The sequence below is a fragment of the Kitasatospora sp. NPDC023118 genome (assembly GCF_055560875.1).
Genome location: NZ_JBVHHW010000017.1, coordinates 131,141 through 156,910, shown reverse-complemented (window position 1 = coordinate 156,910; position 25,770 = coordinate 131,141). Strand labels below are relative to the sequence as shown.

19 protein-coding genes are annotated in these 25,770 nt (G+C 72.3%); 10 read left to right on the top strand and 9 right to left on the bottom strand.

Features of this window, described 5'->3' with window-relative positions; translation table 11 throughout:
• The first annotated feature begins 43 nt into the window (after window positions 1-43).
• Window positions 44-1,885, top strand: coding sequence for a phosphoenolpyruvate carboxykinase (GTP) (locus ACZ3UD_RS23095; RefSeq protein WP_465590675.1), 1,842 nt, complete (start codon window positions 44-46; stop codon window positions 1,883-1,885).
• 156 nt (window positions 1,886-2,041) lie between these two features.
• On the opposite strand, the gene ACZ3UD_RS23090 is transcribed toward ACZ3UD_RS23095, so the two are convergent.
• Window positions 2,042-3,256 (bottom strand): pyridoxal phosphate-dependent aminotransferase, encoded by a 1,215-nt coding sequence (locus ACZ3UD_RS23090; protein ID WP_465590672.1) that lies wholly within the window; start codon window positions 3,254-3,256, stop codon window positions 2,042-2,044.
• 249 nt (window positions 3,257-3,505) lie between these two features.
• Here ACZ3UD_RS23090 and ACZ3UD_RS23085 point away from each other — a divergent pair, with 249 nt between their 5' ends.
• Entirely contained in the window at window positions 3,506-4,219 is a 714-nt protein-coding gene (locus tag ACZ3UD_RS23085; RefSeq protein ID WP_465590669.1) for a prepilin peptidase, read from the top strand.
• 191 nt (window positions 4,220-4,410) lie between these two features.
• On the opposite strand, the gene ACZ3UD_RS23080 is transcribed toward ACZ3UD_RS23085, so the two are convergent.
• Window positions 4,411-5,988 (bottom strand): chitinase, encoded by a 1,578-nt coding sequence (locus tag ACZ3UD_RS23080; RefSeq protein ID WP_465590666.1) that lies wholly within the window; start codon window positions 5,986-5,988, stop codon window positions 4,411-4,413.
• A gap of 373 nt (window positions 5,989-6,361) precedes the next feature.
• Here ACZ3UD_RS23080 and ACZ3UD_RS23075 point away from each other — a divergent pair, with 373 nt between their 5' ends.
• From ACZ3UD_RS23075 to ACZ3UD_RS23060, 4 genes are all read left to right on the top strand, one after another.
• The gene (locus tag ACZ3UD_RS23075) at window positions 6,362-7,156 is read left to right on the top strand and encodes an isoprenyl transferase (protein ID WP_380612162.1); all 795 of its coding nucleotides are present in this window, start codon (window positions 6,362-6,364) and stop codon (window positions 7,154-7,156) included.
• 206 nt (window positions 7,157-7,362) lie between these two features.
• Complete coding sequence (locus tag ACZ3UD_RS23070) at window positions 7,363-8,697, top strand: PhoH family protein (RefSeq protein ID WP_465590662.1); 1,335 nt, start codon at window positions 7,363-7,365, stop codon at window positions 8,695-8,697.
• A 451-nt stretch (window positions 8,698-9,148) separates the two neighbouring features.
• Window positions 9,149-9,889: an aggregation-promoting factor C-terminal-like domain-containing protein gene (locus tag ACZ3UD_RS23065; protein ID WP_465590659.1), complete on the top strand. Its 741-nt coding sequence runs from the start codon at window positions 9,149-9,151 to the stop codon at window positions 9,887-9,889.
• Between the two features lie 526 nt (window positions 9,890-10,415).
• A complete protein-coding gene (locus tag ACZ3UD_RS23060; RefSeq protein WP_465590656.1) occupies window positions 10,416-11,942 on the top strand; it encodes an AI-2E family transporter in 1,527 nt (508 codons plus the stop codon).
• 204 nt (window positions 11,943-12,146) lie between these two features.
• On the opposite strand, the gene ACZ3UD_RS23055 is transcribed toward ACZ3UD_RS23060, so the two are convergent.
• Window positions 12,147-12,689 (bottom strand): alkyl hydroperoxide reductase, encoded by a 543-nt coding sequence (locus ACZ3UD_RS23055; RefSeq protein ID WP_402942138.1) that lies wholly within the window; start codon window positions 12,687-12,689, stop codon window positions 12,147-12,149.
• A 3-nt stretch (window positions 12,690-12,692) separates the two neighbouring features.
• Window positions 12,693-13,244: a peroxiredoxin gene (locus ACZ3UD_RS23050; protein ID WP_380612171.1), complete on the bottom strand. Its 552-nt coding sequence runs from the start codon at window positions 13,242-13,244 to the stop codon at window positions 12,693-12,695.
• A 191-nt stretch (window positions 13,245-13,435) separates the two neighbouring features.
• Here ACZ3UD_RS23050 and ACZ3UD_RS23045 point away from each other — a divergent pair, with 191 nt between their 5' ends.
• The gene (locus tag ACZ3UD_RS23045) at window positions 13,436-14,386 is read left to right on the top strand and encodes a LysR substrate-binding domain-containing protein (protein ID WP_465590650.1); all 951 of its coding nucleotides are present in this window, start codon (window positions 13,436-13,438) and stop codon (window positions 14,384-14,386) included.
• A gap of 70 nt (window positions 14,387-14,456) precedes the next feature.
• Here ACZ3UD_RS23045 and ACZ3UD_RS23040 read toward each other — a convergent pair whose 3' ends face one another.
• A complete protein-coding gene (locus ACZ3UD_RS23040; RefSeq protein ID WP_465590647.1) occupies window positions 14,457-15,092 on the bottom strand; it encodes a TetR/AcrR family transcriptional regulator in 636 nt (211 codons plus the stop codon).
• Between the two features lie 139 nt (window positions 15,093-15,231).
• Here ACZ3UD_RS23040 and ACZ3UD_RS23035 point away from each other — a divergent pair, with 139 nt between their 5' ends.
• Window positions 15,232-17,415 carry an MMPL family transporter gene (locus tag ACZ3UD_RS23035; protein WP_465590644.1) on the top strand — a complete coding sequence of 728 codons (2,184 nt, stop codon included), beginning with the start codon at window positions 15,232-15,234 and terminating at the stop codon, window positions 17,413-17,415.
• A gap of 58 nt (window positions 17,416-17,473) precedes the next feature.
• On the opposite strand, the gene ACZ3UD_RS23030 is transcribed toward ACZ3UD_RS23035, so the two are convergent.
• The 3 genes from ACZ3UD_RS23030 to ACZ3UD_RS23020 form a co-directional block, all read right to left on the bottom strand.
• Window positions 17,474-19,345 (bottom strand): SpoIIE family protein phosphatase, encoded by a 1,872-nt coding sequence (locus ACZ3UD_RS23030; RefSeq protein WP_465590641.1) that lies wholly within the window; start codon window positions 19,343-19,345, stop codon window positions 17,474-17,476.
• A gap of 86 nt (window positions 19,346-19,431) precedes the next feature.
• Window positions 19,432-20,193, bottom strand: a complete 762-nt coding sequence (locus ACZ3UD_RS23025; protein WP_465590638.1) for a class I SAM-dependent methyltransferase — start codon at window positions 20,191-20,193, stop codon at window positions 19,432-19,434.
• 493 nt (window positions 20,194-20,686) lie between these two features.
• Window positions 20,687-23,650, bottom strand: coding sequence for an AfsR/SARP family transcriptional regulator (locus ACZ3UD_RS23020; RefSeq protein WP_465590635.1), 2,964 nt, complete (start codon window positions 23,648-23,650; stop codon window positions 20,687-20,689).
• Window positions 23,651-23,864: 214 nt separating this feature from the next.
• Between ACZ3UD_RS23020 and ACZ3UD_RS23015 the strand changes: the two genes are divergently transcribed.
• Window positions 23,865-24,149, top strand: a complete 285-nt coding sequence (locus ACZ3UD_RS23015; protein WP_465590632.1) for a hypothetical protein — start codon at window positions 23,865-23,867, stop codon at window positions 24,147-24,149.
• Window positions 24,150-24,650: 501 nt separating this feature from the next.
• Here ACZ3UD_RS23015 and ACZ3UD_RS23010 read toward each other — a convergent pair.
• Window positions 24,651-24,854: a hypothetical protein gene (locus ACZ3UD_RS23010; RefSeq protein ID WP_465590629.1), complete on the bottom strand. Its 204-nt coding sequence runs from the start codon at window positions 24,852-24,854 to the stop codon at window positions 24,651-24,653.
• 137 nt (window positions 24,855-24,991) lie between these two features.
• Here ACZ3UD_RS23010 and ACZ3UD_RS23005 point away from each other — a divergent pair, with 137 nt between their 5' ends.
• Complete coding sequence (locus tag ACZ3UD_RS23005) at window positions 24,992-25,750, top strand: GntR family transcriptional regulator (protein ID WP_465590626.1); 759 nt, start codon at window positions 24,992-24,994, stop codon at window positions 25,748-25,750.
• Window positions 25,751-25,770 lie beyond the last annotated feature (20 nt).

The following is a 25,770-nucleotide window of genomic DNA, read 5'->3' as shown; positions in this document are numbered from 1 at the left end:
GCAACGCCGCCTCCTCGCCGAGTCGGCGTGAAACGGAGCGATCGTGTCGTACGAGATCTCTGCTCTCAGCGCATCCGCGCCCACCCGCCACAAGCAGCTGCTCGCTTGGGTGAGCGAGATCGCCGAGCTCACCCAGCCGGCCCGCATCGAGTGGTGCGACGGCTCCGACGAGGAGTACCAGCGCCTCGCGGACCTGCTGGTGGCTCAGGGCACCTTCAAGAAGCTCAACGAGGAGAAGCGCCCCAACTCCTACTACGCCGCCTCGGACCCGTCCGACGTGGCGCGCGTGGAGGACCGCACCTTCATCTGCTCCGAGCAGGAGAAGGACGCCGGCCCGACCAACCACTGGAAGGCCCCCGCCGAGATGCGGGAGGTCTTCCAGGGCGAGCAGGGCCTGTTCCGCGGCGCGATGAAGGGCCGCACGATGTACGTGGTGCCCTTCTCGATGGGCCCGGTCGGCTCCCCGCTGGCCGCGTACGGCGTCGAGATCACCGACTCCGCCTACGTCGCGGTGTCGATGCGCGTGATGACCCGCATGGGCCAGGCCGTGCTCGACCAGCTCGGCGAGGATGGGGACTTCGTCAAGGCCGTGCACACCGTCGGCGCCCCGCTGGCCGAGGGCCAGGCGGACGTGCCGTGGCCGTGCAACAGCACCAAGTACATCTCGCACTTCCCGGAGACCAAGGAGATCTGGTCCTTCGGCTCCGGCTACGGCGGCAACGCCCTGCTCGGCAAGAAGTGCTACGCGCTGCGCATCGCCTCGACCATGGCCCGCGACGAGGGCTGGCTGGCCGAGCACATGCTGATCCTGAAGCTCACCCCGCCGGCCGACTCCGCGGGCGAGGCGGAGCCGAAGTACGTCGCGGCCGCCTTCCCGTCGGCCTGCGGCAAGACCAACCTGGCCATGCTCCAGCCGACCATCCCGGGCTGGAAGGTCGAGACGATCGGCGACGACATCGCCTGGATGCGCTTCGGCGAGGACGGCCGCCTGTACGCCATCAACCCCGAGGCCGGCTTCTTCGGCGTCGCCCCCGGCACCGGCGTGGACACCAACGCCAACGCCATCGACACCCTCTGGGGCAACACCGTCTTCACCAACGTCGCCCTCACCGACGACGGTGACGTGTGGTGGGAGGGCCTGACCGAGGAGCCCCCGGCGCACCTGATCGACTGGCGCGGCAACGACTGGACCCCCGAGTCCGGCACCCCCGCCGCCCACCCGAACGCCCGGTTCGCCGTCCCGGCCGCGCAGTGCCCGACCATCGCCCCGGAGTGGGAGGACCCGGCGGGCGTGCCGATCTCGGCGATCCTGTTCGGCGGCCGCCGCGCCACCGCCGTCCCGCTGGTGACCGAGTCCTTCGACTGGCAGCACGGCGTCTTCCTCGGCGCCAACATCGCCTCCGAGAAGACCGCCGCCGCCGAGGGCACCGTCGGCGAGCTGCGCCGCGACCCGTTCGCGATGCTGCCGTTCTGCGGCTACAACATGGGCGACTACTTCGCCCACTGGCTGAAGGTCGGCGCCCAGGCGGACGCCGCCAAGCTGCCGAAGATCTACTACGTCAACTGGTTCCGCAAGAACGCCGAGGGCGAGTTCGTCTGGCCCGGCTACGGCGAGAACAGCCGCGTGCTCAAGTGGATCGTCGAGCGGCTGGAGGGCAAGGCCGAGGGCGTCGAGACCCCGATCGGCGTGCTGCCGACCATCGACGGCTTCGACCTCGGCGACCTGAAGCTGTCCGAGGAGGACCTCGACCTGCTCTTCACCGTGGACGCCGACATCTGGCGCCAGGAGGCCGCGCTGGTGCCGGCCCACCTGGAGCTGTTCGGCGACCACACCCCGAAGGAGCTGTGGGACGAGTACCGGAGCCTGGTCGCGCGCCTCGGCTGAGCCTGAGCCTCAACCGAGCGAGAGGTGGGCGCGCGGCACGAACCGCGCGCCCGCCGAGTGACAGGACGGCCGGAGTTCCGCCGGGCGGTCTTTCCCCGACCAAGGAGACCGCCCGGGCCGGGACTCCGGCCGTAGTGTTTTCCCCGGCCGTGGGGCCTACGGCTGGGTGTAGCCGCTGAGGAAGTCCCCGATCCTGGTCACCGCGTCGGTGATCTCCTCCGCCCGGGGCAGCGTGACCAGCCGGAAGTGGTCCGGCTCGGGCCAGTTGAAGCCGGTGCCCTGGACCAGCAGGATCCGCTGGGAGCGCAGCAGGTCCAGCACCATCCGGGCGTCGTCCTTGATCTTGTAGACCTTTGGGTCCAGCCTCGGGAAGGCGTACAGCGCGCCCTTGGGCTTGACGCAGCTGACGCCCGGGATCTGGTTCAGCAGCTCGTACGCGGCGTCGCGGGAGGCCAGTAGCCGGCCGCCGGGCAGCACCAGGTCGCGGATCGACTGCCGGCCGCCGAGCGCGGCGGCCACCGCGTGCTGGGCGGGCATGTTGGCGCACAGCCGCATCGAGGCCAGTATGGTCAGGCCCTCGACGTAGCTGTGGGCGCGGTTGCGGTCGCCGGAGAGCACCATCCAGCCGGAGCGGAAGCCCGCCACCCGGTAGGCCTTGGACAGTCCGTTGAAGGTGACGCAGAAGAGGTCCGGGGCCAGGGTGGCCAGCGGGACGTGCTCGGCGTCGTCGTAGAGGATCTTGTCGTAGATCTCGTCCGCGTAGACCACCAGCTGGTGCCGGCGGGCGATCTCGACGATGCCCTCCAGTACCTCGCGCGGGTAGACCGCGCCGGTCGGGTTGTTCGGGTTGATCACCACGATGGCCCGGGTCCGGTCGGTGACCTTGGCCTCGATGTCGGCGAGGTCCGGGTACCACTCGGCCTGCTCGTCGCAGAGGTAGTGCACGGCGGTGCCGCCGGCCAGCGAGACCGAGGCGGTCCACAGCGGGTAGTCCGGCGCCGGGACGAGCACCTCGTCGCCGTCGTCCAGCAGTGCGGTCATGGCCAGCTGGATCAGCTCGGAGACGCCGTTGCCGAGGAAGACGTCGTCCACCGAGAGCCCGTGCAGGCCGCAGTCCTCGTAGTGCATGACCACCGCGCGGCGGGCCGAGAGCAGCCCCTTGGAGTCGCCGTACCCGTGCGCGTTGGAGAGGTTGCGCAGGATGTCCTGGAGGATCTCCGGGGGCGCCTCGAAGCCGAAGGTGGCCGGGTTGCCGGTGTTGAGCTTGAGGATGCGGTGGCCCTGTTCCTCCAGCCGCATCGCCTCGTCGAGCACCGGGCCGCGGATGTCGTAGCAGACGTTGGCGAGCTTCGTGGACTGGATGACCTGCATGCCTGCTTACTTTAGGGGCATGCCGGGGCCCCGCGCCGGGGGTCCCTGGGACGGGTGAGAACGTCCGGAGCGGCCCCCTTGGATCGACAGGCGGGGGTGTCCGGTCGCCTTCCAAACCGGCGGCCGGATGTCCGGAATGCTCCCGTACGCGAGGAACATGGGCTCGATCCTGTTCGGAACGAGACGGACGGCACACCCCGGACGGGGGAGGATGTGGCCGGTGCGTCGGATCGAGGAGGGGGTGCGCCGGTGGTACCGGTCGTGGTCGCGGCGGTGCTGGTCGGTCTCCTGGCGGCCCCGCCGCTGCGCGGGCTGATCGCCTACTTCGCCGTGCCGGAGGGCGAACCCTGGTGCGGGGCCTGCCCGTTGTGCGGGCGGGCGGTGCGGCTGCTGCCGCCGACCGGGCGCTGCCCGGGCTGCCGGGGCCGGCTGGGCGCCGGCGCCGGGGTGGTGGAGGCGGTCGCGGCGGCGGTCGCGGTCGCGGTGGCGTACGCGGCGGACGGGCCGCCGGCGATGGCCCTGGGCTGGGCGGGCGCGCTCGGCGTGGCGCTCGGCTTCGTGGACGGGCGGGTGCACCGGCTGCCGCACCGGCTGAACCTGGCGCTGCTCGCCGGGGTGGCCGTGCTGTTGGCGGCGGCGGCCCTGGTCGAGGGGCGCCCCGGGGTGCTGCTGCGCTGCCTGCTGGTCGCGCTGACCGTCGGGGTGCTGCTCGAACTCGCCGTCTGGGCGGGCGCGTTGGGCCCAGGCGACTCCCCGCTCGGGTTCGCCCTGGGCGGGCTGCTCGGCTGGTACGGCTGGCCGGTCGCGCTCGGCGGGCTGGTCGCCGGGGTGGTGCTCGCCGGGCTCTGGGCCACCCTGCGGGCCGCCGCCGCGCTGGCCCGCCGCCGCAAGGTGCGCGGGCTCGACGTCCCGGTGGGCCCGTTCCTGCTGCTCGGCGCCCTCACCGCGGTCCTGGCGAGATAGCGGTCCTGGCGGAATGGCGGTACCGACCTGATGGCGGTACCGGTCTGATGGCGGTACCGGGCCTGATGGCGGACGGGGCCCGCCGTACCGGGGCCGGTACGGCGGGCCCCGCCGTCGGCGCGCGAGCCCCACCCTCAAGGAGCGGCGCGCCGAGGGGAGTTACGTTCCCGAGGGCCTCGTCGCCGAGTGCCTCACGGCATCCTGTGGACGAACGGGCCGACCGTGTTGGAGAAGGCGTTCCCGTTGTTGGCGTCCCAGTTGGTGGACCAGGTCATCGCGCCCCGGATGGTGGGCCACTTGGCCGGCGGCACGAAGCTGCCGCAGTTGTTGCCGGTGGCCAGGCAGTTGAGCGCGTTGTTCACCACCGACGGGTCGACGTAGCCGCCGCCGGCCGCCTTGCCGGAGGCGGGGACGCCGATGCCGACCTGGTCGGGCCGCAGGCCGCCCTGGATGTGGGTGCAGACCTGTGAGGTGATGAAGTCGATCGTGCCCTGGTTGTAGACCTTGCCGTCACAGCCGTTCATGCCGCCCGAGTTGTAGAACTGGGTGTTGACGACGGTCAGGATGTCCTTGGTGTTCAGCGCCAATTGGAAGTAGGCGCCGGAGGTGCTGTACATCCCGATGGTCTCGGGGGCCATGGTCAGCACGAAACCGGGGCCGACCTTGGCCTGCAGGGCGTGCAGCGCGTCGCCGAGCGGGCCGGCCTGGACGCCGTTCTCCAGGTCGACGTCGATGCCGTCGAAGCCGTAGTCCTTGATGATCGCGTAGGCGCTGTTGGCGAAGTCGGCCCCGGCGGTGGCGTCGCCGACGGTGATCGCGCCGTTCTGGCCGCCGATGGAGAGGATGACCTTCTTGCCCGCCGCCTGCTTGGCCTTGATGTCGGCGCGGAACTGGGCGTCGGTGTAACCGCCGAGCGCCTTGGACAGGGCCGGGTCCAGGGTGAAGCTGATCGCGCCGGTCTGGGTCGGCACGGCGTCGGCGAAGGAGACCGCGATGATGTCGTACGCGTTCTGCACGTCGCTCAGCCGCTGCGGGGTCGAGCCGTTGTCGAAGTTCTGCCAGTAGCCGGTGACCACGTGGGCGGGCAGGCCGGTGGCCGGCGGGGTGGTCGGCGTGGCGGTGGCGGTCGGGGTGGCCGTGGGGGTCGCCGTGGCGGTCGGGGTGGGGGTGGCGGTCGGGGTCGGCGTCGGGGTCGGTGTCTGGGTGGAGGTGGCCGTCGGCGACGGGGTGGAGGTGCCGCCCGGTCCCACCAGCGCGACGTCGTCCGCGAGGTAGGCGCCCTGTCCGTACCAGCCGTGCAGGTAGACCGTGACGCTGGTGGCGTTCGCCCCGGTGGTGAAGGTGGTGGACAGCTGGTTCCAGCTGTTCTGGTTCGACCAGGTGGACGGGTCGGTGCCGCCGGTGCCGCGCGCGCCGAGGTAGACGTACGGGCCCTGCACCCAGGCGCTCAGCGTGTAACTGGTGTTGGGCAGCACACTGATGGTCTGGGTGCACTCGGCCGTGTCGCCCGCGCCCGGGGTGGCCTGCAGCGCGCCGGTGCCGGAGTGGACCGGCGAGGACACGGCGGCCGCGGCGCCGGCGCAGGACCAGCCGCCCAGCCCGGTCTCGAAGCCGCCGTTGGTGATCAGGTTGCCGACCGCCGCGCTGGCGCCCCCGGCGAAGAGGGCGAGCCCCCCGCCGGCCAGGGCGAGGGCGGTGGCACCGGCCGCGACGGCCGGGAGGGGGCTGCGCCGGCGCTTGTGGGCAGGCTGGTTCAGCGTACGGGCCATGGGGTGACGCTCCTGGGGGAGGAGCGGCCGCCGCGGTGGGGGCGCGGCGGCCGCGTGTGGGGGAGGGGAGGTCCGGTGTGAGCCTTGCGGGACGCGGGAGTTCGCTGTCGTCCCGGGTCAAAAGCTGGACTAGACCATTGCCGGCCGTCAAGCATCGGACCGTCGGCTTACGGATTCTTTAAGGATTCGGAGACCGTTCCGTGTCCGCGCCGGGTCGGGCCCGGCGGAGCCCGGGACACGCCCGCCGCGACAGACTTCGTACAGGACCGTGACCAGACCGCTACCTGGGGCTTTCCCGCACGCCAGCGCGCGGGAGTAGGCTGCGCCGGTGCGGTGACGCACCAGCTGAACGAGTACGGAGGGGCCGGGAAACATGGGTCTGCGCGATGTCGCCGAACGGACGCCGGGGCTGCGCACTCTGCTGGGCGGGATGTACCGGCTCTACGGCCGCCGGGTCGAGGTCCACCTCGGCCGCACCCCGCACCACATCGGCGTGATCCTGGACGGCAACCGCCGCTGGGCCAAGGCCGCCGGCGGCTCCACCGCGTACGGCCACCAGCGCGGCGCCGACAAGATCAGCGAGTTCCTCGGCTGGTGCGACGAGACCCACGTCAAGGTCGTCACCCTGTGGATGCTCTCCACCGACAACCTGGACCGCCCGGCCGACGAACTGGTCCCGCTGCTCGGCATCATCGAGGACGCCGTCACCGGCCTGGCCGCCGCCCGCCGCTGGCGGGTCAACCCGGTCGGCGCGCTGGACCTGCTCCCGCAGCACACCGCCGACGTGCTCAAGCGCGCCGCCGAGCAGACCGCCGCGATCGACGGCATCACCGTCAACGTCGCGGTCGGCTACGGCGGCCGGCACGAGATCGCCGACGCCGTCCGCTCGCTGCTCCAGGAGCACGCCGGACGCGGCACCTCGATCGAGGAACTGGCCGAGATCCTGACCGTCGAGCACATCGCCGAGCACCTGTACACCCGCAACCAGCCCGACCCGGACCTGATCATCCGCACCTCGGGCGAGCAGCGCCTGTCCGGCTTCCTGCTCTGGCAGAGCGCCCACAGCGAGTTCTACTTCTGCGAGGCCTACTGGCCGGCCTTCCGCAAGGTCGACTTCCTGCGCGCCCTGCGCGCGTTCGAGCAGCGGCACCGGCGGCTGGGTCTGTGACGAGGTGAAGTGACCGCCGTAGGGCTTGCCTACCCGGGCTCCGCACGAGGCCAAACGTTCACCGGCAATGATCCGTCAGTTCGCCGGGGACGCGAATGCACCGCTCCTCGCCTGGGAATACTCCAGTCAGTCCGGCCCCGAGGCCACCGGGGCAGCGGGGGCCGGCATGCCGCGGATGACGCAGGGTCATCCGCTCTGGAGGCCTAGTGGTCAGTTCCAAGAGCCGCCGGACACCAGACCGGCGCACGTACGTTCTCGACACCAGCGTGCTCCTGGCGGACCCGCTCGCCATGACCCGCTTCGAGGAGCACGAGGTCGTCCTGCCGGTGGTGGTCGTCACCGAGCTGGAGGCCAAGCGGCACCACCCGGAGCTGGGCTACTTCGCCCGCCAGGCGCTGCGACTGCTCGACGACTACCGCATCCGCTACGGGCGGCTCGACGAGCCGATCCCGGTCGGCGATCTCGGCGGGACGATCCGGGTCGAGCTCAACCACTCGGACGTCTCGATACTGCCGGTCGGCTACCGGGCCGGCGGCGGCGAGGCCGACACCCGGATCCTGGCGGTCGCCCGCAACCTGCAGGCCGAGGGCTACGACGTCACCGTCGTCTCCAAGGACCTCCCGCTGCGGATCAAGGCCAGCTCGGTGGGCCTGCTCGCCGAGGAGTACCGGGCCGAGCTCGCGATCACCTCCGGCTGGACCGGGATGTCCGAGCTGCACGTCGCGGCCGACCAGGTGGACACGCTGTTCGCGGCCGGCCACGACGCCGCGGTGGACGTCGAGGGCGCCGCCGAGCTGCCGGTCCACACCGGACTGGTGCTCACCTCGGAGCGCGGGCGGGCGCTCGGCCGGGTCACCGGCGACGGGCGGGTCCGGCTGGTGCGCGGCGAGCGCGAGGCGTTCGGGCTGCGCGGTCGCAGCGCCGAGCAGCGGGTGGCGCTGGACCTGCTGCTCGACCCGGACATCGGCATCGTCTCGATGGGCGGCCGGGCCGGCACCGGCAAGTCGGCGCTGGCGCTGTGCGCGGGGCTGGAGGCGGTGCTGGAGCGGAGGCAGCACCGCAAGGTGATGGTCTTCCGGCCGCTGTACGCGGTCGGCGGCCAGGAGCTCGGCTACCTGCCGGGTACCGAGGCGGAGAAGATGGGCCCCTGGGCGCAGGCGGTCTTCGACACCCTCTCCGCCGTCACCACCCCGGACGTGATCGAGGAGGTCATCGCCCGGGGGATGCTGGAGGTCCTGCCGCTGACCCACATCCGGGGGCGCTCGCTGCACGACGCCTTCGTGATCGTGGACGAGGCCCAGTCGCTGGAGCGGAACGTCCTGCTGACGGTGCTGTCCCGGATCGGCCAGGGCTCGCGGGTGGTGCTCACCCACGACGTGGCCCAGCGGGACAACCTCCGGGTCGGCCGGTACGACGGTGTGGTGGCGGTGGTGGAGAAGCTGAAGGGTCATCCACTCTTCGCCCACATCACGCTCACGCGCTCGGAGCGTTCGCCGATCGCGGCGCTGGTCACGGAGATGCTGGAGGACATCCACCCGTGAACAGTCCCTGATCGGGGCATAGTCGGACAATAGGGTCAACTCGCGGCGCGGGGCCCGTTCCTGACGGAGCGGGCCCCGCCCGTTTCATCACATCGAGTGCTTTCTATCCGGGGAACTCCCCTGTGGTGAATGTGACATGCGCCACGCGGGCGGGAATTGCGTCGACAGTGCCCGGTGCGGCATGGTGAGGGTTCTGTCAGGTCCCGCGTACGGCGCGGCAGGGCTTCCGGACCCCGGAAGTCAGGCCCCGGAAAGCCCGCCAACTCCGGTCGGTGGGCGCACAATTGAAGACCGACGAGCCGTACGCCGCCCGATTCCAACGCCCGGTCGCCTTACCTCGGCCGGACGCCGGGCCAGCACCTCCCGTGACCAGAGCACCCAACGGAGGTCCGTGTCAAGGGGCATGTTGCGCCCGTACGGTCACGCATGGGCGATGCTGGAAGGAAACCATGTGACTCGGATCTCGGTCCGGGGAGTTGCTGTGGCCTCCGCCACCGCCGTCACCGCTGTCGGTGCCGTCGTGGGTATGGCCTCGGGCAGCGAGGGCAAGACGATGCAGACGGCCGACGTCGCCGGCGCGACCCTGCTTGCCGAAGTCCCCTCCGGCGCCCAGGCGCAGGCCATCAGTGACAACATCGGCCAGCAGGCATCCGCCCAGCAGGCCTCCGCCGACGCCGCCGCCAAGGCCGCCGCCGAGCAGAAGGCCGCCGAGGAGGCCGCGCGCCAGAAGGCCGCCGCGGACGCCCAGGCGAAGGCCGACGCCCAGGCCAAGGCCGACGCGGACAAGGCCGCCAAGGCCGCCGCCGACCAGCGCGCCGCCGCCGACGCCGCCGCCAACCGCTCCAAGGCGCGTTCGGCGATGACCGCGGTGGACAGCAGCACGCCGCCCGTCTCGGTCACTCCCGGCTCCGTCCAGGACATGGCCCGGCAGATCGTCGGCGACGACAGCCAGTTCCAGTGCTTCAGCCAGATCGTGAAGCGCGAGAGCGGCTGGGACTACACCGCGACCAACAGCGGCTCCGGCGCGTACGGTCTGGTCCAGGCGCTGCCCGGCTCCAAGATGGCCTCGGCCGGCGCCGACTGGCGCACCAACCCGGCCACCCAGATCAAGTGGGGCCTGAGCTACATGAACAGCCGCTACGGCAGCCCCTGCGGTGCCTGGTCGTTCTGGCAGGCGCACAACTGGTACTAGGCCGCCCCTCGCTCCGAAGGTGGCCGCCGCTCCCGGACGGCGCACTCCGTACGGCCCCCGGCCGCTCGTCCCGTTCGACGAGCGGCCGGGGGCCGTCGCGTTCTCCCACCGGGTGGCGCTTTCCGGCCGGGTGGGCCCCTCCATCGGCCTCCATCGGCTGGGAAGGGGCGGGCCGCGCCGCCCGGGCTGCGCTGACCAGTGCGCCCGCGGGCGGTGCGGTCCTGGATGCGGACGTGGGGCGCGGGAAGGGGTCCTGGTTGCTTCCCGCACCGGCCGGTCCGCCGGCGGTTGGCCTGAGTGGGATGACCCTGAGGTCTCGTTCGAACTCCTCCCCAGCGACGTGTGGACGAAACCATCCGTAATCCAGCTATTTGTTCGAGTTTGTGGACTGAGGTGATCGAGTCGAACCCACCGGTGGGCGGACTCGTCCGGCCCCCGCCGGGTAGCGTCATCCCTGACGGCCGTGGCAGGACCCACGGCGTACCGCCGGCTCGGCGGGTACAGCGGGGAAGCGGCGGTAGCGAGGATGGCGCGGGGCGGAAAGGCCTTCAAGGCCGTGGCCAAGGGCATGGCCGTGGTGGCGAGCGCGGCCGCCGTGATCGAACGGCGCCGACGCGCCGCGATGGCGGCCGACCTGCCCGAGCTTCCCGCCGTCCCGGCCCTCACCGAGGCGCCCGGGCCCGTCCCGGTGCCGCGCGTCGACTCGGCAGCCGTAGCCGTCGAGCCCGCCGCGGCAGCGACGGCCGCGACGACGGCTATGGCTACGGCCCCGGTGCGCGCGGCGGCCCCGGCCGCCCCGTCCGTACCGGCCGCGAACACCGGGCTCGGACGGGAGTACCACCCGGGCCGGCCCGCCACCCCCGCCGAGGCGGTGCCCTGGGGACTGCGGGTGGCCGCCGAATCGACCTGGCGGCTGCTGCTGCTCGGCGCCGCGCTGTACGTCGTCTTCTACGTCGTCGACATGCTGCGGCTGGTGGCCTTCTCGGTGCTGGCCTCGCTGCTGATCTCCGCGCTGCTGGAACCCTCCGTCTCCTGGCTGCGCCGGCACGGGGTGCCGCGCTCGCTCGCGGCGGGCGGGGTGTTCCTGAGCGGCCTGGCCGGGATCGGGCTGGTCGGCTGGTTCGTGGTGTGGCAGGTGACCACCAATCTGTCCGACGTCACCACCCAGGTGAAGACCGGCGTCAACCAGCTGCGGGACTGGCTGGTCACCGGACCGCTGCACCTGACCCAGCAGCAGATCACCGACTTCGCCAACCAGATCACCAAGGCCATCACCACCAACACGGACCAGCTCACCTCGGCCTCGATCACCGGTGCGCAGATCGCCGTCGAGACCCTGACCGCGCTGCTGATGACCTTCTTCACCACCTTCTTCTTCCTGTACGACGGGGCGAAGATCTGGAACTGGGCCCTGCGCGGCCTGCCCCGGCACTCCCGCTTCGCGATGGCCGGCGCGGGCCCCAAGGCCTGGATCACCCTCACCGCGTACGTGCGCGGCACGGTCGGCGTGGCCTTCATCGACGCGGTCTGCATCGGCACCGGCATCGAGCTGCTGGGCGTGCCGCTCGCCGTGCCGCTCGCCGTGATCATCTTCCTGGGCGCCTTCGTCCCGCTGGTCGGCGCCCTGGTCACCGGCACCGTCGCGGTCCTGATCGCCCTGGTCACCCAGGGACCGTGGACGGCGCTGATGGTGCTGGTGATCCTGATCGTGGTGATGCAGGTCGAGAGCCACATCCTCCAGCCGCTGATCCTCGGCCGCGCCGTCCGGGTCCACCCGCTCGGCGTGGTCCTCGGCGTCGCGGCCGGCGGCATCATCGGCGGCATCGGCGGCGCGGTGGTCGCCGTCCCGCTGATCGCCGTCACCAACACCGTGATCACCCACCTGCGCCGCCGCAACGAGGCCGGCCAGGCCGTCTTCACCGCCCTCGAAGCCGCCCGCGAAGCCGCCGAACACAAGGCGGCGGCCCAGCCGGCGCAACCGGCCCAGCCCGCGCAACCGGCCCAGCCCGCGCAACCGACCCAGGCCGCGGAGCCGGCCCCGGCGGTGGACTAGGACAGGTCCGGGAGGAACGCCGCGCGTCGGCGTCGGTCTGGAAGCCGCCGCCATTCGAAGGGCGGTCGGACACCTCGGGCCCCCTCGGACCGAACGTCGTTCACGGATCGCCCTGCGCTGTAGCGGAGTTGGGGGCCCAGGGCGCGCAAACGCCGACGGGCCCCTCCTGGGGCGGAGGGACCCGTCGGTGTTGTGCCGGGTGCGTCAGGAGCTGACGGCGGCGAGGGCGGCCTCGGAGTCGAGGACGCCGGCCACGGCCTGCAGGACGGCGGCGATCTTCATCGAGGCCTGGATGACCTCGCGCTCGACGCCGGCCTTGCGCAGGACGGCCTCGTGCGAGTCGAGGCACTGGCCGCAGCCGTTGATGGCGGAGACCGCGAAGCACCAGAGCTCGAAGTCGATCTTCTCGACGCCGGGGGTGCCGATGATGTTCATCCGCAGGCCGGCGCGCATCGTGCTGTACTCCTTGTCGGAGAGCAGATGCAGCGTCCGGTAGTAGACGTTGTTCATCCCCATGATCGCGGCCGCGCCCTTGGCGGCGGTGTACGCCTCCGGGGAGAGGTTGGCCTTGGCCTCGGGCTCCAGCTCGCGCAGCAGGCCGGGGCTGCGGGTGGCCATCGCGCAGGAGAGCACGGTGCCCCAGAGCTGCTGGGCCGGGAGGTCGGAGTTGCCGATGACCGAGCCCAGGTTGAGCTTGAGGTCCTTGGCGTAGTCCGGGAGGGCGGCCTTCAGGTCGTCGAGGGCCATGGGTCAGCCCGCCAGGAGGGCCTGGGCGTCGAGGGTGTCCTCGCCCTTGTTCCAGTTGCACGGGCACAGCTCGTCGGTCTGCAGGGCGTCCAGCACCCGCAGGACCTCCTTGGGGTTACGGCCGACGGAGCCGGCGGTCACCATGACGAACTGGATCTCGTTGTTCGGGTCGACGATGAACACGGCGCGCTGGGCGGTGCCGTCCTCGCCCTCGACGCCGCAGGCGCGCATCAGGTCGTGCTTGATGTCGGCCAGCATCGGGAAGGGCAGGTCGCGCAGGTCCTTGTGGTCCTTGCGCCAGGCGTGGTGCACGAACTCGGAGTCGCCGGAGACGCCGAGGATCTGGGCGTCGCGGTCGGCGAACTCGTCGTTCAGCTTGCCGAACGCGGCGATCTCGGTGGGGCAGACGAAGGTGAAGTCCATCGGCCAGAAGAAGACGATCTTCCACTTGCCCTCGTAGGACTTGTGGTTGATGTCGGCGAAGGCGTTCGCGGCGTCGAGGTCGACACAGGCCTTGAGGTCGAACTCGGGGAACTTGTCACCGATCGTGAGCACGTTCGCTTCTCCTGAAGTGAGACTGTGGGGAGCTTGTCCGGATTCCGGACGCGACCCACCATTCCACATCGTGGACTGATCAGGGAAATAGCTACACTGGATGTGTCTGATCGGAGATTGCTATCAGTACTGAACCGCCCGCACCCCGGCCCGCCGCCCGCAGGTCCGCCTCCGCCAAGGCCGATACGGCTGTGGCGAGCGGCACGGTCCGCAGCCCCCGGACGCCGACGGTCGCCCAGCTCAGGGCCTTCGTCGCGGTGGCCGAGCATCGGCACTTCCGGGAGGCCGCCGCCGCGACCGGGACCAGCCAGCCGGCGCTGTCCGGGGCGGTCGCGGCGCTGGAGGAGTCGCTGGGCGCCCAGCTGGTCGAGCGTACGACGCGCAAGGTGATCGTCACGCCGCTGGGGGAGCGGGTGCACCGGCACGCCCGTCGGGTGCTGGCCTCGCTACAGGCGCTGACCGAGGAGGTCGAGGCCGCCCGCCGGCCGTTCACCGGGCCGCTGCACCTGGGCGTGATCCCGACCGTCGCGCCGTATCTCCTGCCCCTGGTGCTGAAGCTGGTCCGCGACCGGTTCCCGGAGTTGGAGCTGCACGTCCACGAGGAGCGCACCCCCTCGCTGCTGGAGGGTCTGGCCGCCGGGCGCCTGGACGTGCTGCTGCTCGCGCTGCCGGCCGGCGGGGCCTCGCCGACCCGGGACATCCCGCTGTTCGACGAGGACTTCGTCCTGGTCACCCCGCCCGGGCACCCGCTCGCCGGGCGGATCGACGTCCCGCGCGACGTGCTGCTCGACCTGGACGTGCTGCTGCTGGAGGAGGGGCACTGCCTGCGCGACCAGGCGCTGGACATCTGCCGCGAGGTCGGCGCCGACCCGGCCGGCTCCACCACCCGCGCGGCCGGGCTGTCCACCCTGGTCCAGCTGGTGGCCGGGGGTCTCGGGGTGACCCTGCTGCCCGCCACCGCGCTGGACGTCGAGGCCGGCCGCACCGACCGCCTGGCCGCGGTCCGCTTCGCCGATCCGGCGCCCGGCCGCCGGATCGGGCTGGCCACCCGCCCGGGCTCGGCCCGCAGCGCGGAGTACGAGCGTTTCGCGGCCGCGCTGCGCGAGGTGCTGGCCGAACTGCCGGTCCGGATCGTCTCCTAGGGCCTGTCCGGCGGACCCGGCAAAGATCCGCCGGAGACGGGCCCTGAGGGCCCGTCTCCGGCGGGCGGCTTCAGGCGCCCCGGCCGACCACGGCGGGGGTGCCCAGGCAGAGTCCGACCGTCGTGGCCACCAGCAGGTCCAGTGCCCGCAGGGTGTCCGGGTCGGCGGGCTCGCCGGGGGAGTGTCCGGTGAGGTGGCGGGCCGTCAGGCCGTCGAAGCCGCTGAGGAAGTGGACGGCGACCTCGCGGGCGGGCACGGCCAGGGTCAGCCGGTGCGCGGCCGCGAGGGCGGTGAGCATCTCGGTGGCGGTGCCCTCGATCGCGCGGTCCAGTCCGAGCATGATCTCCCGCACGTCGGGATCGCGCATCGCCAGCGCCGAGAACTCGCTCAGCAGCACGCAGCGCCCCTCCTCGCCGGTGGCGGCCGCCCAGAGCGCGTGCACCAGGGTGCGGACCTGCTCGCCGAACGGGCCGTCGCCCGGGGACGCGGCGCGCACCTGGCCGATGAACTGGGCGGCCACCTCCTCGACGACGGACCGGTAGAGGTCCTTCTTGGTGCCGAAGGTGTAGTGCACCGTCGCCTGTGCCACGCCCAGCTCGGCCGCGATCGCGCGGGTGCTGCCGGCGGCGACCCCTTCCCGGGTCATCAGGTCGATCGCGGCCCGGACCAGCTGTGGTCGGCGTTCGGAGGCGGGGACATGAGCCATTCAGCCAGAGTAGCGCCATGGTCGGGCAACCGTGTCGGATGATTTTGTCGTACAACTTTGTCACCCGACAAACTTGGGTCTACCGTGGGACGGGTCCGCCCGGGCAGCCGCCTGTCCGACGATCCGACCGAGGGAACCCATGGCCACGTACCTGTATCGGCTGGGCCGCTACTGCTTCCGGAGAAGGCGGGCCGTGCTGGCCGTCTGGATCGCCCTGCTGATCGCGATCGGCGGCGCCGCGGGGGCCTTCGCCGGCAAGACCAGCGACGAGTTCAAGGTCCCCGGCACCGAGGCCCAGAGCACCCTGGACAAGATCAAGGGCACCTTCCCGGCACAGGGCCACGGCTCCGCCCAGGTCGTCTTCGCCGCCACGGACTCCGGCGGCATCAAGGCGCCCGGGGCGGGCAAGGCGGTCGGCGAGGCCGTCGACCGGATCGCCCACGTCCCCGGTGTGGCCGCGGTGCCCGACCCGTACGCCACCGGTGCCGTCTCCCCGGACGGGAAGGTCGCGATCGCGCTGGTCTCCTTCGACCACAAGCTCGCCGAGGTCACCGACCAGCAGCGCGAGGCCGTGAAGGCCGCCGCCGAACCGGCCCGCGCGGCCGGGCTGGACGTCGCCTTCGGCGGTGACGCGTACAACCGGTTCGCCCAGATCGAGGGCGGCACCGAGTCGATCGGCCTGGTGGTGGCCGGGGTGGTGCTGGTGGTCACCCTGGGCACCCTGGCCGCCGCCGGACTGCCGCTGCTGACCGCCCTGATCGGCGTCGGTGTGGCCTTGGGCGCCCTGCTGGCGCTCACCGGCTCGTTCGAGATCATCACCACCGCGCCGGTGCTGGCGCTGATGGTCGGCCTCGCCGTCGGCATCGACTACGCGCTGTTCATCCTCTTCCGGCACCGGCGCAACCTGGACGAGGGCCTGGCGCCGGAGGAGGCCGCCGCCCGCGCCACCGCGACCGCCGGCAGCGCGGTGGTCTTCGCCGGCCTGACCGTCGTGGTCGCGCTCGCCGGGCTGGCCGTGGCCGGCGTCCCGTTCCTCACCGTGATGGGGCTGGCCGCCTCCGGCGCCGTCGTGGTCGCCGTCCTGGTCGCGATCACCCTGCTGCCCGCGGTGCTCGGCTTCGCCGGCCGCGCGATCGACCGGCTGCCGGTCTGGAAGCGGGCGCTGACCACGCACGGCCGGACCACCGTGGGCGAGCGCTGGGCCCGCTTCGTGGTCCGCCGCCCGCTGCCGGTGCTGCTGGTCGGCCTGGCCGGGCTGGGGGCCCTCGCGCTGCCCGCCGCGAGCCTTGAGCTCGGCCTGCCGGGCGGCGGATCGCAGGCCGCCGGGACGGACGCCCGCAAGGCGTACGACCTGGTCAGCGAGAGCTTCGGGCCCGGCTTCAACGCGCCGCTGGTGGTCGTCGTGGACGCCCATGACGCGCCGCGGCCCGAGCAGGCGGTGCAGGCCGTGGCGGGCAAGCTGCAGACCCTGAAGGGCGTCAGGACGCTGCTGCCGCCGACCGTCGACCAGGCCGGCCGGACCGCTCTGGTGCCCGTCATCCCGCAGACCGGCCCGGACCACGCGGACACCGAGTCGCTGGTCACCGAGATCCGCGACCAGCGCGCCGAGCTCAAGTCCGCGACCGGCGCGAGCATCGCCGTCACCGGCACCACGGCCGCCAACATCGACGTCTCCACCAAGCTCGGCCAGGCCCTGCCGCCGTTCGTCGCGGTGATCGTCGGCATCGCCCTGCTGCTGCTGGCGCTGGCCTTCCGCTCGGTGCTGGTGCCGCTCAAGGCGGTGCTCGGCTTCCTGCTCAGCATCGTGGCCTCGCTCGGCGCGGTGGTCGCGGTCTACCAGTGGGGCTGGCTGGACGGCCTGATCGACGTACCCAAGGTCGGCCCGGTGGTCAGCTTCGTGCCGATCCTGCTGATCGGCGTGCTGTTCGGGCTGGCGATGGACTACGAGCTGTTCCTGGTCTCCGGGATGAAGGAGCGGTACGTCCACGGCGAGGAGCCGCGCGAGGCGGTCGTCGGCGGGGTGAAGGGCGGCGCCCGGGTGGTGACCGCGGCCGCGCTGATCATGATCTCGGTGTTCGGGGCCTTCGTCTTCGGCCACGACCCGATCGTCCAGCCGATCGGCTTCGCCCTCGCGGTGGGCGTGCTGGTGGACGCCTTCGTGGTGCGGATGGCGCTGGTGCCGGCCGCGATGGCGCTGTTCGGCAGGGCGGCCTGGTGGTTCCCGAAGCGGCTGGAGAAGGCCGTGCCGAAGGTCGACATGGAGGGCGAGCAGCTGATCGCCCGGCTGGAGGAGGAACGGGTCGAGGAGCCCGTGAAGGTGTGACGTCCGGTGTGCCCGGCGGAACCCCGCCGGGCACACCGCTCACTGCGGCAGCCGCCGGCTACTGCGGCAGCCGCTGCTCGAACCAGACCACCTTGCCGGTGCCCAGCCGGGTGGCGCCCCAGCGGTCCGCGCACCGGGCCACTATCTGCAGCCCGCGCCCGCGTTCGTCCTCCGGGCCGGTACGGCGCGGCCGCGGCAGCAGCGGGCTGTCGTCGCCGACCTCGCAGCGCAGCCGGGTGGTGCGCACCAGGCTCAGGGTGACCGGTCGGGTCGCGTGCTGGACGGCGTTGGTCACCAGCTCGCTGACCATCAGCTCGGTCGCCTCGCTCAGCCCGTCCAGCCCCCAGCGGCGCAGGGTGTGCGCGGCCAGCCGGCGCGCCCGGCCCGGCGTCTCGTTGCGCGGCTGCAGGTACCAGTGCGCGACGTCCCCGGCCGGGATGCCGTCGAAGCAGGCGCCGAGCAGGGCGATGTCGTCACCGCGGTCCCCGGGCGGCAGGATTCGCAGCGCCTCCTGGCACAGCTGCTCGGGGGACTGCCAGCGGGCGGCGGAGATCCTGGCGCGGAGCACCTCCAGGCCGTCGCTGATCGGACGGCTGCGGGTCTCCACCAGGCCGTCGGTGAACAGCAGCAGCGCCGAGCCGGGCGGCGCGGGCAGTTCGACGGAGTTGAAGTCCACCCCGCCGACCCCGATCGGTGCCCCGGAGTCCAGCTCCACCAACTCGGCCGTGCCGTCCGGGCGGACCAGCACCGGCGGGACGTGCCCGGCGTTGGCCAGCACCACCCGGTTGGCGATCGGGTCGTACACCGCGTACACGCAGGTGGCCAGGTGCTGTTCGCGGCCGAGCCGCTGGGCCTGCTCGTCCAGGTGGTAGAGCACCTCGTGCGGTGGCAGGTCGAGGGCGGCCAAGGTCTGGGCGCTGGTGCGCAGTTGGCCCATGATGGCGGCCGAGGTGAGCGAGTGGCCCATCACGTCGCCGACGATCAGGGCGACCCGGTTGCCGGGCAGCGGCACCGCGTCGTACCAGTCGCCGCCGACCTGCGCGCCGCGCTCGCCGGGGAGGTAGCGCTGGGCGAGCCGGACGCCGTGCGACTGCGGCAGCCGCAACGGCAGCATGCTGCGCTGGAGTTCGTTGGCTATCTCCCACTCGCGGGCGTACCGCAGCGCGGTGTCCACCGCCAGCCCGGCCTGGGTGGCCAGGTGCGCGGCGGTCGCGGTGTCGGCCGGGTCGAAGGCCGGGCGGCCGGTGCGTTCAGGGGGCCGCCGGATCAGCACCAGCAGCCCGAGGACGGCCTTGCGGCCGCGCAGCGGCAGAGCGAGGACGGAGGTGCCGGCGGCCAGCCGCGCCAGCCCGCGGGGGCCGTACAGCTCGCGCAGCAGCGTCTCGGTGCGCTCGGCCGCGGGCGTGCCCAGGACGGCCGACTCGGCCGGACGGCGGCTCAGCAGGACGTGCGCGAGCGCGCCGCCGCGGGTGACCGGGACGGCCGGGCCCGGGTCGGCGGTGGAGCGGGAGCCGAACCGGGAGCGGTGCCGGTCGTCCACGCCGCCCTTGCGGCCGCGCCGGCCGATCCGGGTGCCGGTGCTGTGGTGGATCCGCAGCTCGTCCGGGAAGCCGGGCTCGCGCTCGACGTTGGGCAGCGGGTCGCGCAGGTGGACGACGGCCGCGTCGGCGAGGGTCGTGACCAGCACCCGGCCGATGTTGCGCAGGGTCGCGGACAGGTCGAGGGCGCTGTTGATCCGTCGGGTCGCCGCGTCGAGGTAGGCGAGGCGGTCGGCCACCCCTTCCGCCGCCCCGGCGCGGTCCGGCCGTGCCGTCGGCGGCTTCGCCGGGGCCGCGGCCCCGACTTTCGCCTCTGGCCGGGCCGGGACCCGGCGGCCCTGGCCCGGGACGGCGGGCGGCTGCTCCGCCTCGGTCTTGAGCTGGTCGCGCACGGCTGCCTGTCCTGGATTCGGTGTGGTCGGTGGGTGGGCTGGGCGGTGGGTGTGCTGGTCGGACGGTCGGACGGTCGGGCGGTCGATCAGCCGACGCGTCGACAGCACAGGAACAGCTGTTCCTCCGGCGGCAGCGTGGTACTGGCCGGCGCGTACGGATGCCCCGAGCACTCCTCGACGGCGAAACCGGCCGCGACCAGAACCCGTTCCAGATCCTCCCGCAGATACCCACTGATCCGCAGCTCTCTGCCAAGGAACGGAAGCGGAACGTGATCCAGGTCCGCCTCGACCATACCGAGCGCCAGCAGTCCGCCCGGCCGCAGGAGTTCGCGCAACCGCCCGAGCACGGTCGGGACCTCGTCCTGCGGCAGCAGGATCAGGGAGAAGAACGCGGTGACGGCGGCGAAGGTGCCGTGGCCCTCCGGGCCGAGCCCGGGGACGCCCCAGACCCGGTCGGCGCGCTCGGTGGCCAGATCGTACAGGTCGATCCGATGGAAATCGGGCGGGTACGGGCCGGGGTGGTTCGCCTGACGGGCCAGCGCGAGCATCACGTCCGAGAGGTCCATCCCGGTCACCCGCAGCCCGCCGGCGGTCAGCTGGCGGACGGTCGGCTCGCCGGTGCCGCAGCCCACGTCCAGCACCCGGGCCCCGGGTTCGAGCGCGGTGAGCAGCTGCTTCCCGCACTCCAGCTGCCCGTCCTTGGCGGGGAAGGCCTCGCCGTACCCGGCGCCGATGGTGTCGAAGGCGACCGCCTGGAGGGCCCGCGCCGCACGGCGCCGCCGTACGTCGGGTTCGTCGTCGGCTTCCTCGCCGACCGGGAACGAATCGGATATCTGTCCGGTCGTCACGTTGAGAGGCACCCTTCCACCCGTGGCCTCCGGTCGGCTCCTCCGCAGCCTCGCGGGCCGCTGCCGGTGGCGGTACGTCACGCTCCCCGCATCACTTCGCATCACACAGGCGGACTGCGCCCCGACACGTTCCCGGCAGACACTCGTGTGCGTACTGGCATCTGAGAATATGCGTGATCACTGCGCCATGGGGTCCCTTTCCAGCCAACTCGTCATGCTTGGGCCGATGTGGCCCGGGTTCACGGAAGCACTACGGTGCGGGCGGGGGTGGTGCGCCGGGCCCCGCACGCCGGACGGCACGCCGGGGTGGCGGCGCTGACCTGCGGTTTCGCCAGCCCGCAGGCTGACAATCGGACGTTTATCGAACGTCAATCGGCGCGGTGCACAGTTGAGTCCAGCGCCGGGGAAGCGTTGAGGGCGCTCCCGCAGCCGGGGGGCTGCGGGAGCGCCGACGCGCGGATCGGGGGAGGCGCTCCGCTGGAGGGCGGAGGCCTTACGGCGCGGGGGGAGAAGAGAAGGGCTCGGTGTGCTGACGGGAAATGAGGTCCGCCACGGGGGAGGCCTCCGGCACACCGAGCCGCGTGAAGATCGCGTGCGCCTCCTGGAGACAGGCGAGCCCGCGGGCCGGCTGGGCCAGGGCGAGCAGTGCCTCGCCGAGGGCGGCGTTGGCCAGGCCCTGGCAGTAGGCGGAGTCCAGTTCCTGGCCGATCGCGAGTGACTCGCCGGCCGCTTCGGCGGCCTCGGTGTGCTGCTCGGCGGCGAGCAGGGCGGAGGCGAGGCGGGCGAGGGTGTAGCCCTCCCACAGGGGGTTCTGCTGAGACTGGTAGAGCTGGTGGGCCTCTCGCAGGTGCGGGACGGCTTCGTTGCCGGAGAGCACCACGCCGAGCTGATAGAGCGTCTGGGCGAGCAGCGGTCCGTGTTTGGACGCCCGGGCGGCGGCGACACCGTCGCTGGCGGACTTGACCGCTGTCTCAGTCATGCCGAGCCGGTGCTGCACCCGGGCCATGTTGCTGACGACCCGCGCCTCAAGGATGGGTGCGCCGACGGCCTGGCTGGTGGCCCGGGCCTGTTCGAGGAACAGCAGGGCATCGGCCGGCCGGTTGCCGACGTTCAGGATCACGCCCAGCATGTTGGCCGTGGCCAGCAGCAGGAAGGTCGGTTCGTCCGGAGCCTGGTGGTCCAGACTCCGGCGGAAGGACTGCTCGGACCCCTGGAAGTCACTGGTGGCGGACTGCAGGGTGCCGAGGGCGAGGTGTACCCGGGCGAGCGCGGCACGGTCGCCGCGGTGCTCCGCATCGCGGCCGACGGTATCCAGGATCTGCCGTCCTTGGGGGCCGTGGGTGGGGTCCGGGCCGAGGCCGTAGAGCAGGATCAGCAGGTCGATCGCCGCGTGCTGCGAGGCGAAGGGACCGTTTGCCGCCGCGGCTGCGGCGCTGAGCAGCAGGGCTCCCTCGGTCCGCAGCCAGTCCTGAGCGGAACTGCTGGTCGGCAGGCTGATCCCGGCCGAGGATGGCGTGGTCAGCAGCTCCGGTTCCGCATCGTCCGGTTCGATGGCTCGGGCCGCGTTGCGGACAGTTGGGATCAGCAGGTCGAGCAGCCGCAGCACCGCCCGTTCCTGTTCCTCGATATCCCCGATCCGCTCGTTCTGCCGCTGGGCGTAGAGCCGGAGCAGGTCGTGGTAGCGGTAGCGGCCGGGGGTGAAGCACTCCAGCATATTCGCCTCGACCAACGCCTCGGCGAGGTCCTCGGCGGTGTACTCGTCCACGCCGAGCAGCGCCGCGGCGGCCGCCAGCGGGATGTCGGGCGAGTCGATCAGGGCGAGCAGTCGAAAGGCGCGGGCCTCGGCCGCGGACAGCTGTCCGTAGCCGAGCCCGATGGTGGTCTCCACGGCGAGGTTGCCGAGCTGGAGTTCGTCCAGCCGTCGGCGCTGGTCGGCTAACCGACTGGCCAGGTCGGAGACGCTCCAGCGCGGGCGGCTGGCCAGCCGGGCGGCGGCGATGCGGACGGCCAGCGGGAGGAAGCCGCAGGCGGTGACCACCTTCATGGCCGCCTCCGGCTCGGCGGCGACCCGCTGCTCGCCGACGATGGCCGAGAACAGCGCCAGCGCCTCGGTAGGGGTCAGTTCCTCGACGTCGAACAGCTGGGCGCCGGGGATGCCGGCCAGCCGGGAGCGGCTGGTGGCGAGCACCGCGCAGCCGGAGACCCCGGGGATGAGCGGCTGGATCTGGTCCGCGTCGCGCGCGTTGTCGAGCAGGATCAGCATCCGGCGGTTGGCCAGCAGCGAGCGGTAGAGGGCGGCCCGCTGCTCCAGCGAGTCGGGGTTCTCGGTGACGCCGAGCGCGTGGAGGAAGTCGCCCAGGACGATCACCGGGTCGGCGGGCGAGGTACCGGCTCCGCGCAGGTCGACGTAGAGCTGCCCGTCCGGGAACTCGGCGCGGACGCGGTGGGCGACATGTACCGCGAGGGTGGTCTTGCCGACCCCGCCGATGCCGGCCAACGAGGTCACCACCACGGCCTGGCCGGTGGCGTTCATCAGGACCGTCGAGAGGTCGCTCACCAGCTCGGCGCGACCGCTGAAGTCCGAGACATCAGCGGGGAGTTGGGCTGGCGCGGGAGCTGCCGTCGGGCCTTCCTCGCGGGCGGCGCGGGCGGGTACGGCGGGGAGGACGAGCTCCGGGTCGGCGGCGAGGATGCGGGTGTGCATCGCGGACAGGCCCACGCCCGGTTCGACCCCGAGCTCCTCGATCAGCAGCTTGCGGGTATCGGTGTAGACGCCGAGTGCCTCGGCCTGGCGTCCGCAGCGGTACAGCGCCAGCATCAGCAGTTCGCGCAGCCGCTCGCGCAGCGGATGCTCGGCCGTCAGGTTGTTGAGCTCGCCGACGATCTCGGCGTGCAGGCCGATGTCGAGGGCGGCGGCGCACAGCTCCTCGGCGGCGGCCACCTTGCGTTCGGCGAGCCGCAGCCGCTGGGCATCGGCGTAGGGGCCGGGGATGCCTGTGAGAGGACGGCCGCTGAACAGGTCCAGCGCCTGTACCAGCAGTCGATGCGCCTCATGCTGGTCGCCGGAGGCGCGGGCGGCCGCGGCCTCGGCGGAGAGCCGCTCGAAGACCGTCAGGTCGAGGGCCTCGCCCGGGATGCGCAGGGCGTAGCCGTCGGCGACCGAGATCAGCAGCTCGGCAGGCCGGCGGACCTCGCGCCGCGGCTCGATGACGGAGCGCAGACGGGAGATGTAGGTGCGCAGCGCGGCCACGGCCTGGGTCGGCGGCCGGTCGCCCCAGAGCGCGTCGACCAGGTCCTGGGTGGTGACCAGGCGGCCGGAGTGCAGCAGAAGGGTGGTCAGAACGGCCTGCTGCTGGGGGGAGCCGAGGGAGAGGGGCTTGCCGTCGAGCCATGCCTGGACCGGACCGAGGACTTGGAAGCGCAGCGCAGGTGTCTGCGGCGTCTCCCGAAACTCCATGAAGTCCCCCGATGGCCTGTGGTGTCGATTCCGTGAAAGGGCGCTCGGCGGTCCGCCGTGGTGCTTCAGCTTAGGCGGGCGCCTGACTCTGCCGGACGGCGCCGCAAGCCGCACGATGTTTATCGGACATTTAATCAACCTTACGATACTGTCCCCGCGCCCGCGCCACGGAGGTCGGGCGGGACACAATTGATGACCGAAAGGCGGCCGCCCAATGGCCAACGACCAGAGCGAGACCCCGGTGCCGTCGACGCCCGAGAACGCGGCGCAGACCGGTGCCCCGGCCGCCGCTGTGGAGGCGGGCAAGGCTGTCGAGGGCGCGGTGGCCGCGTCCTCGAACCCCACCGAGTACACCGCGCCCACCGACGCGGACAAGACCGCGTTCGAGAACGGCCCCTTTGGTGACGAGGGTCAGTACATAGCGGAGCCCGCCTCGCCGGCCGCCGGCCAGTCGGGCGGCCCGTACGAGCCGGAGAGCCTCGTTGGCGGCCACCCGTAAGTCATGCGGGCCAAGCGTCCCCGTGCCCCCGTCCGGGCGCGGGGGTGCTTGCATGTCAGCTCTGGAGTTTCAAGTCTGACGCAATGTAAGATCGAACTGCTGTTCGCCCGCTTGTGGGTGGGCCTGGCGGTTATGTGAGCAGGTTTCGTCGTGTTGCGGTGGTTGCCGTGTCGACCGCCGTTGTGACTGCCGGATACGTGGCGACTGCCGCGGGGGCCTTCGCGAGTGTCATCGGCGGCCGCCCGTAAGTCGTTCCGACCCAGTGCCCCCGCGCCCCTGATCGGGCGCGGGGGCACTGTCGGTTATGTGCGCGCCAATTCGTGTGCGGGCGCATCGCGGTGGCCGATTCCCGCCCGTGGTGCACGCATGGTGACCGGAGTCATCCGTAACGTGCCCGGCGGCGGGCCCGCGGCGTTCCGGAATTCCGGATTCACCGGGGGGATTACCGGGCCCCGAATGCCGTGGTTTGCGTGGGTTTTGCCGCAATTACCGGCGCCGATCTCAATCAGCTGAATCGCGGGGCTCCGGGGCGGGCGAGACGTGGCGCGGTTCGGCGGTCCATTCGCGGCCGCCGCCCTCGGGGCGCAGGTAGTGCTCGCCGCCGAGGGTGCCCATGTAGATGCCGGTGCGTCCGGTCCTCCGGTCGAGGACGAGTTCGCCCACCTGGGGCCGGTAGGCCCGGGCGTCGTGCTGTCGGGTGCTCACCGTGCTGCTCCTCGCTCTCGTGCGCGACTGGCCAGCATCTCTAGAGAAGCTAATATCTCTAGAGATGTCAACGGTCGTATCTCCTTACCGGCGGCCGCGGGCGCGCCTAGGATTTGTCCGAGGGAGAGGGAGCGGCGATGACCGGCAGCAGTGGCGACAAACAGCCCAAGTACCAGCGGATCGCGGACTCCCTGAAGGCGGCCATCGACGACGGCCGCTACCGCGCGGGCGACCGGCTGCCCGGCGAGAACGACCTCATGGACGAGTACGGCGTGGCCCGGATGACCGCCCGCCAGGCGCTCGGCGTGCTGCAGAGCGAGGGCATCGCGGAGGCCCGCCGGGGCGCCGGGGTGTTCGTCCGGGACTTCCGGCCGCTGCGCCGGCGCGGCATCCAGCGGCTGGCGCAGGGGCAGTGGGGCTCCGGCCGGTCGATATGGTCCGCGGACATCGACAACCGCAGCCTGGTGGTCGACCAGGTCTCCGTCGCCGAGCAGGGCGCGCCCGAGCACGTGGCCCGGGTGCTCGGGGTGGACCCGGGCGCGTCGATGTGCGTACGGCACCGCCGCTTCGTCCTGGACGGCAAGCCGGTGCTGCTCTCCACCTCCTACCTGCCCGCCGTCCTGGTCGCCGGCACCGCCATCACCCGCGAGGACACCGGCCCCGGCGGCACCTACGCCCGGCTGGCCGAGATCGGCGCCAAGCCCGTGCACTTCCGCGAGGAGGTCCGCTCCCGGATGCCCAGCGCCGAGGAGTCCACCCGCCTCGAACTCTCCGCCGGCACCCCGGTCATCCTGATCTGCCGCACCGCCTTCGCCGACGAGGGGCAGGTCGTCGAACTCAACGAGATGATCCTCGACGCCGCCTCCTACGTCCTGGAGTACGACTTCGACGCCTGAGCGCCGCGAGGACGCCCCCG

Bases quoted from the DNA above. Each gene is read 5' to 3' on its own strand.
- ACZ3UD_RS23005 (WP_465590626.1), top strand. From the start codon at position 24,992: ATGACCGGCAGCAGTGGCGACAAACAGCCCAAGTACCAGCGGATCGCG.
- ACZ3UD_RS23040 (WP_465590647.1), bottom strand. From the start codon at position 15,092: ATGGCTCATGTCCCCGCCTCCGAACGCCGACCACAGCTGGTCCGGGCC.
- ACZ3UD_RS23055 (WP_402942138.1), bottom strand. From the start codon at position 12,689: ATGGCCCTCGACGACCTGAAGGCCGCCCTCCCGGACTACGCCAAGGAC.
- ACZ3UD_RS23060 (WP_465590656.1), top strand. From the start codon at position 10,416: ATGGCGCGGGGCGGAAAGGCCTTCAAGGCCGTGGCCAAGGGCATGGCC.
- ACZ3UD_RS23075 (WP_380612162.1), top strand. From the start codon at position 6,362: ATGGGTCTGCGCGATGTCGCCGAACGGACGCCGGGGCTGCGCACTCTG.
- ACZ3UD_RS23035 (WP_465590644.1), top strand. From the start codon at position 15,232: ATGGCCACGTACCTGTATCGGCTGGGCCGCTACTGCTTCCGGAGAAGG.
- ACZ3UD_RS23090 (WP_465590672.1), bottom strand. From the start codon at position 3,256: ATGCAGGTCATCCAGTCCACGAAGCTCGCCAACGTCTGCTACGACATC.
- ACZ3UD_RS23015 (WP_465590632.1), top strand. From the start codon at position 23,865: ATGGCCAACGACCAGAGCGAGACCCCGGTGCCGTCGACGCCCGAGAAC.
- ACZ3UD_RS23020 (WP_465590635.1), bottom strand. From the start codon at position 23,650: ATGGAGTTTCGGGAGACGCCGCAGACACCTGCGCTGCGCTTCCAAGTC.
- ACZ3UD_RS23080 (WP_465590666.1), bottom strand. From the start codon at position 5,988: ATGGCCCGTACGCTGAACCAGCCTGCCCACAAGCGCCGGCGCAGCCCC.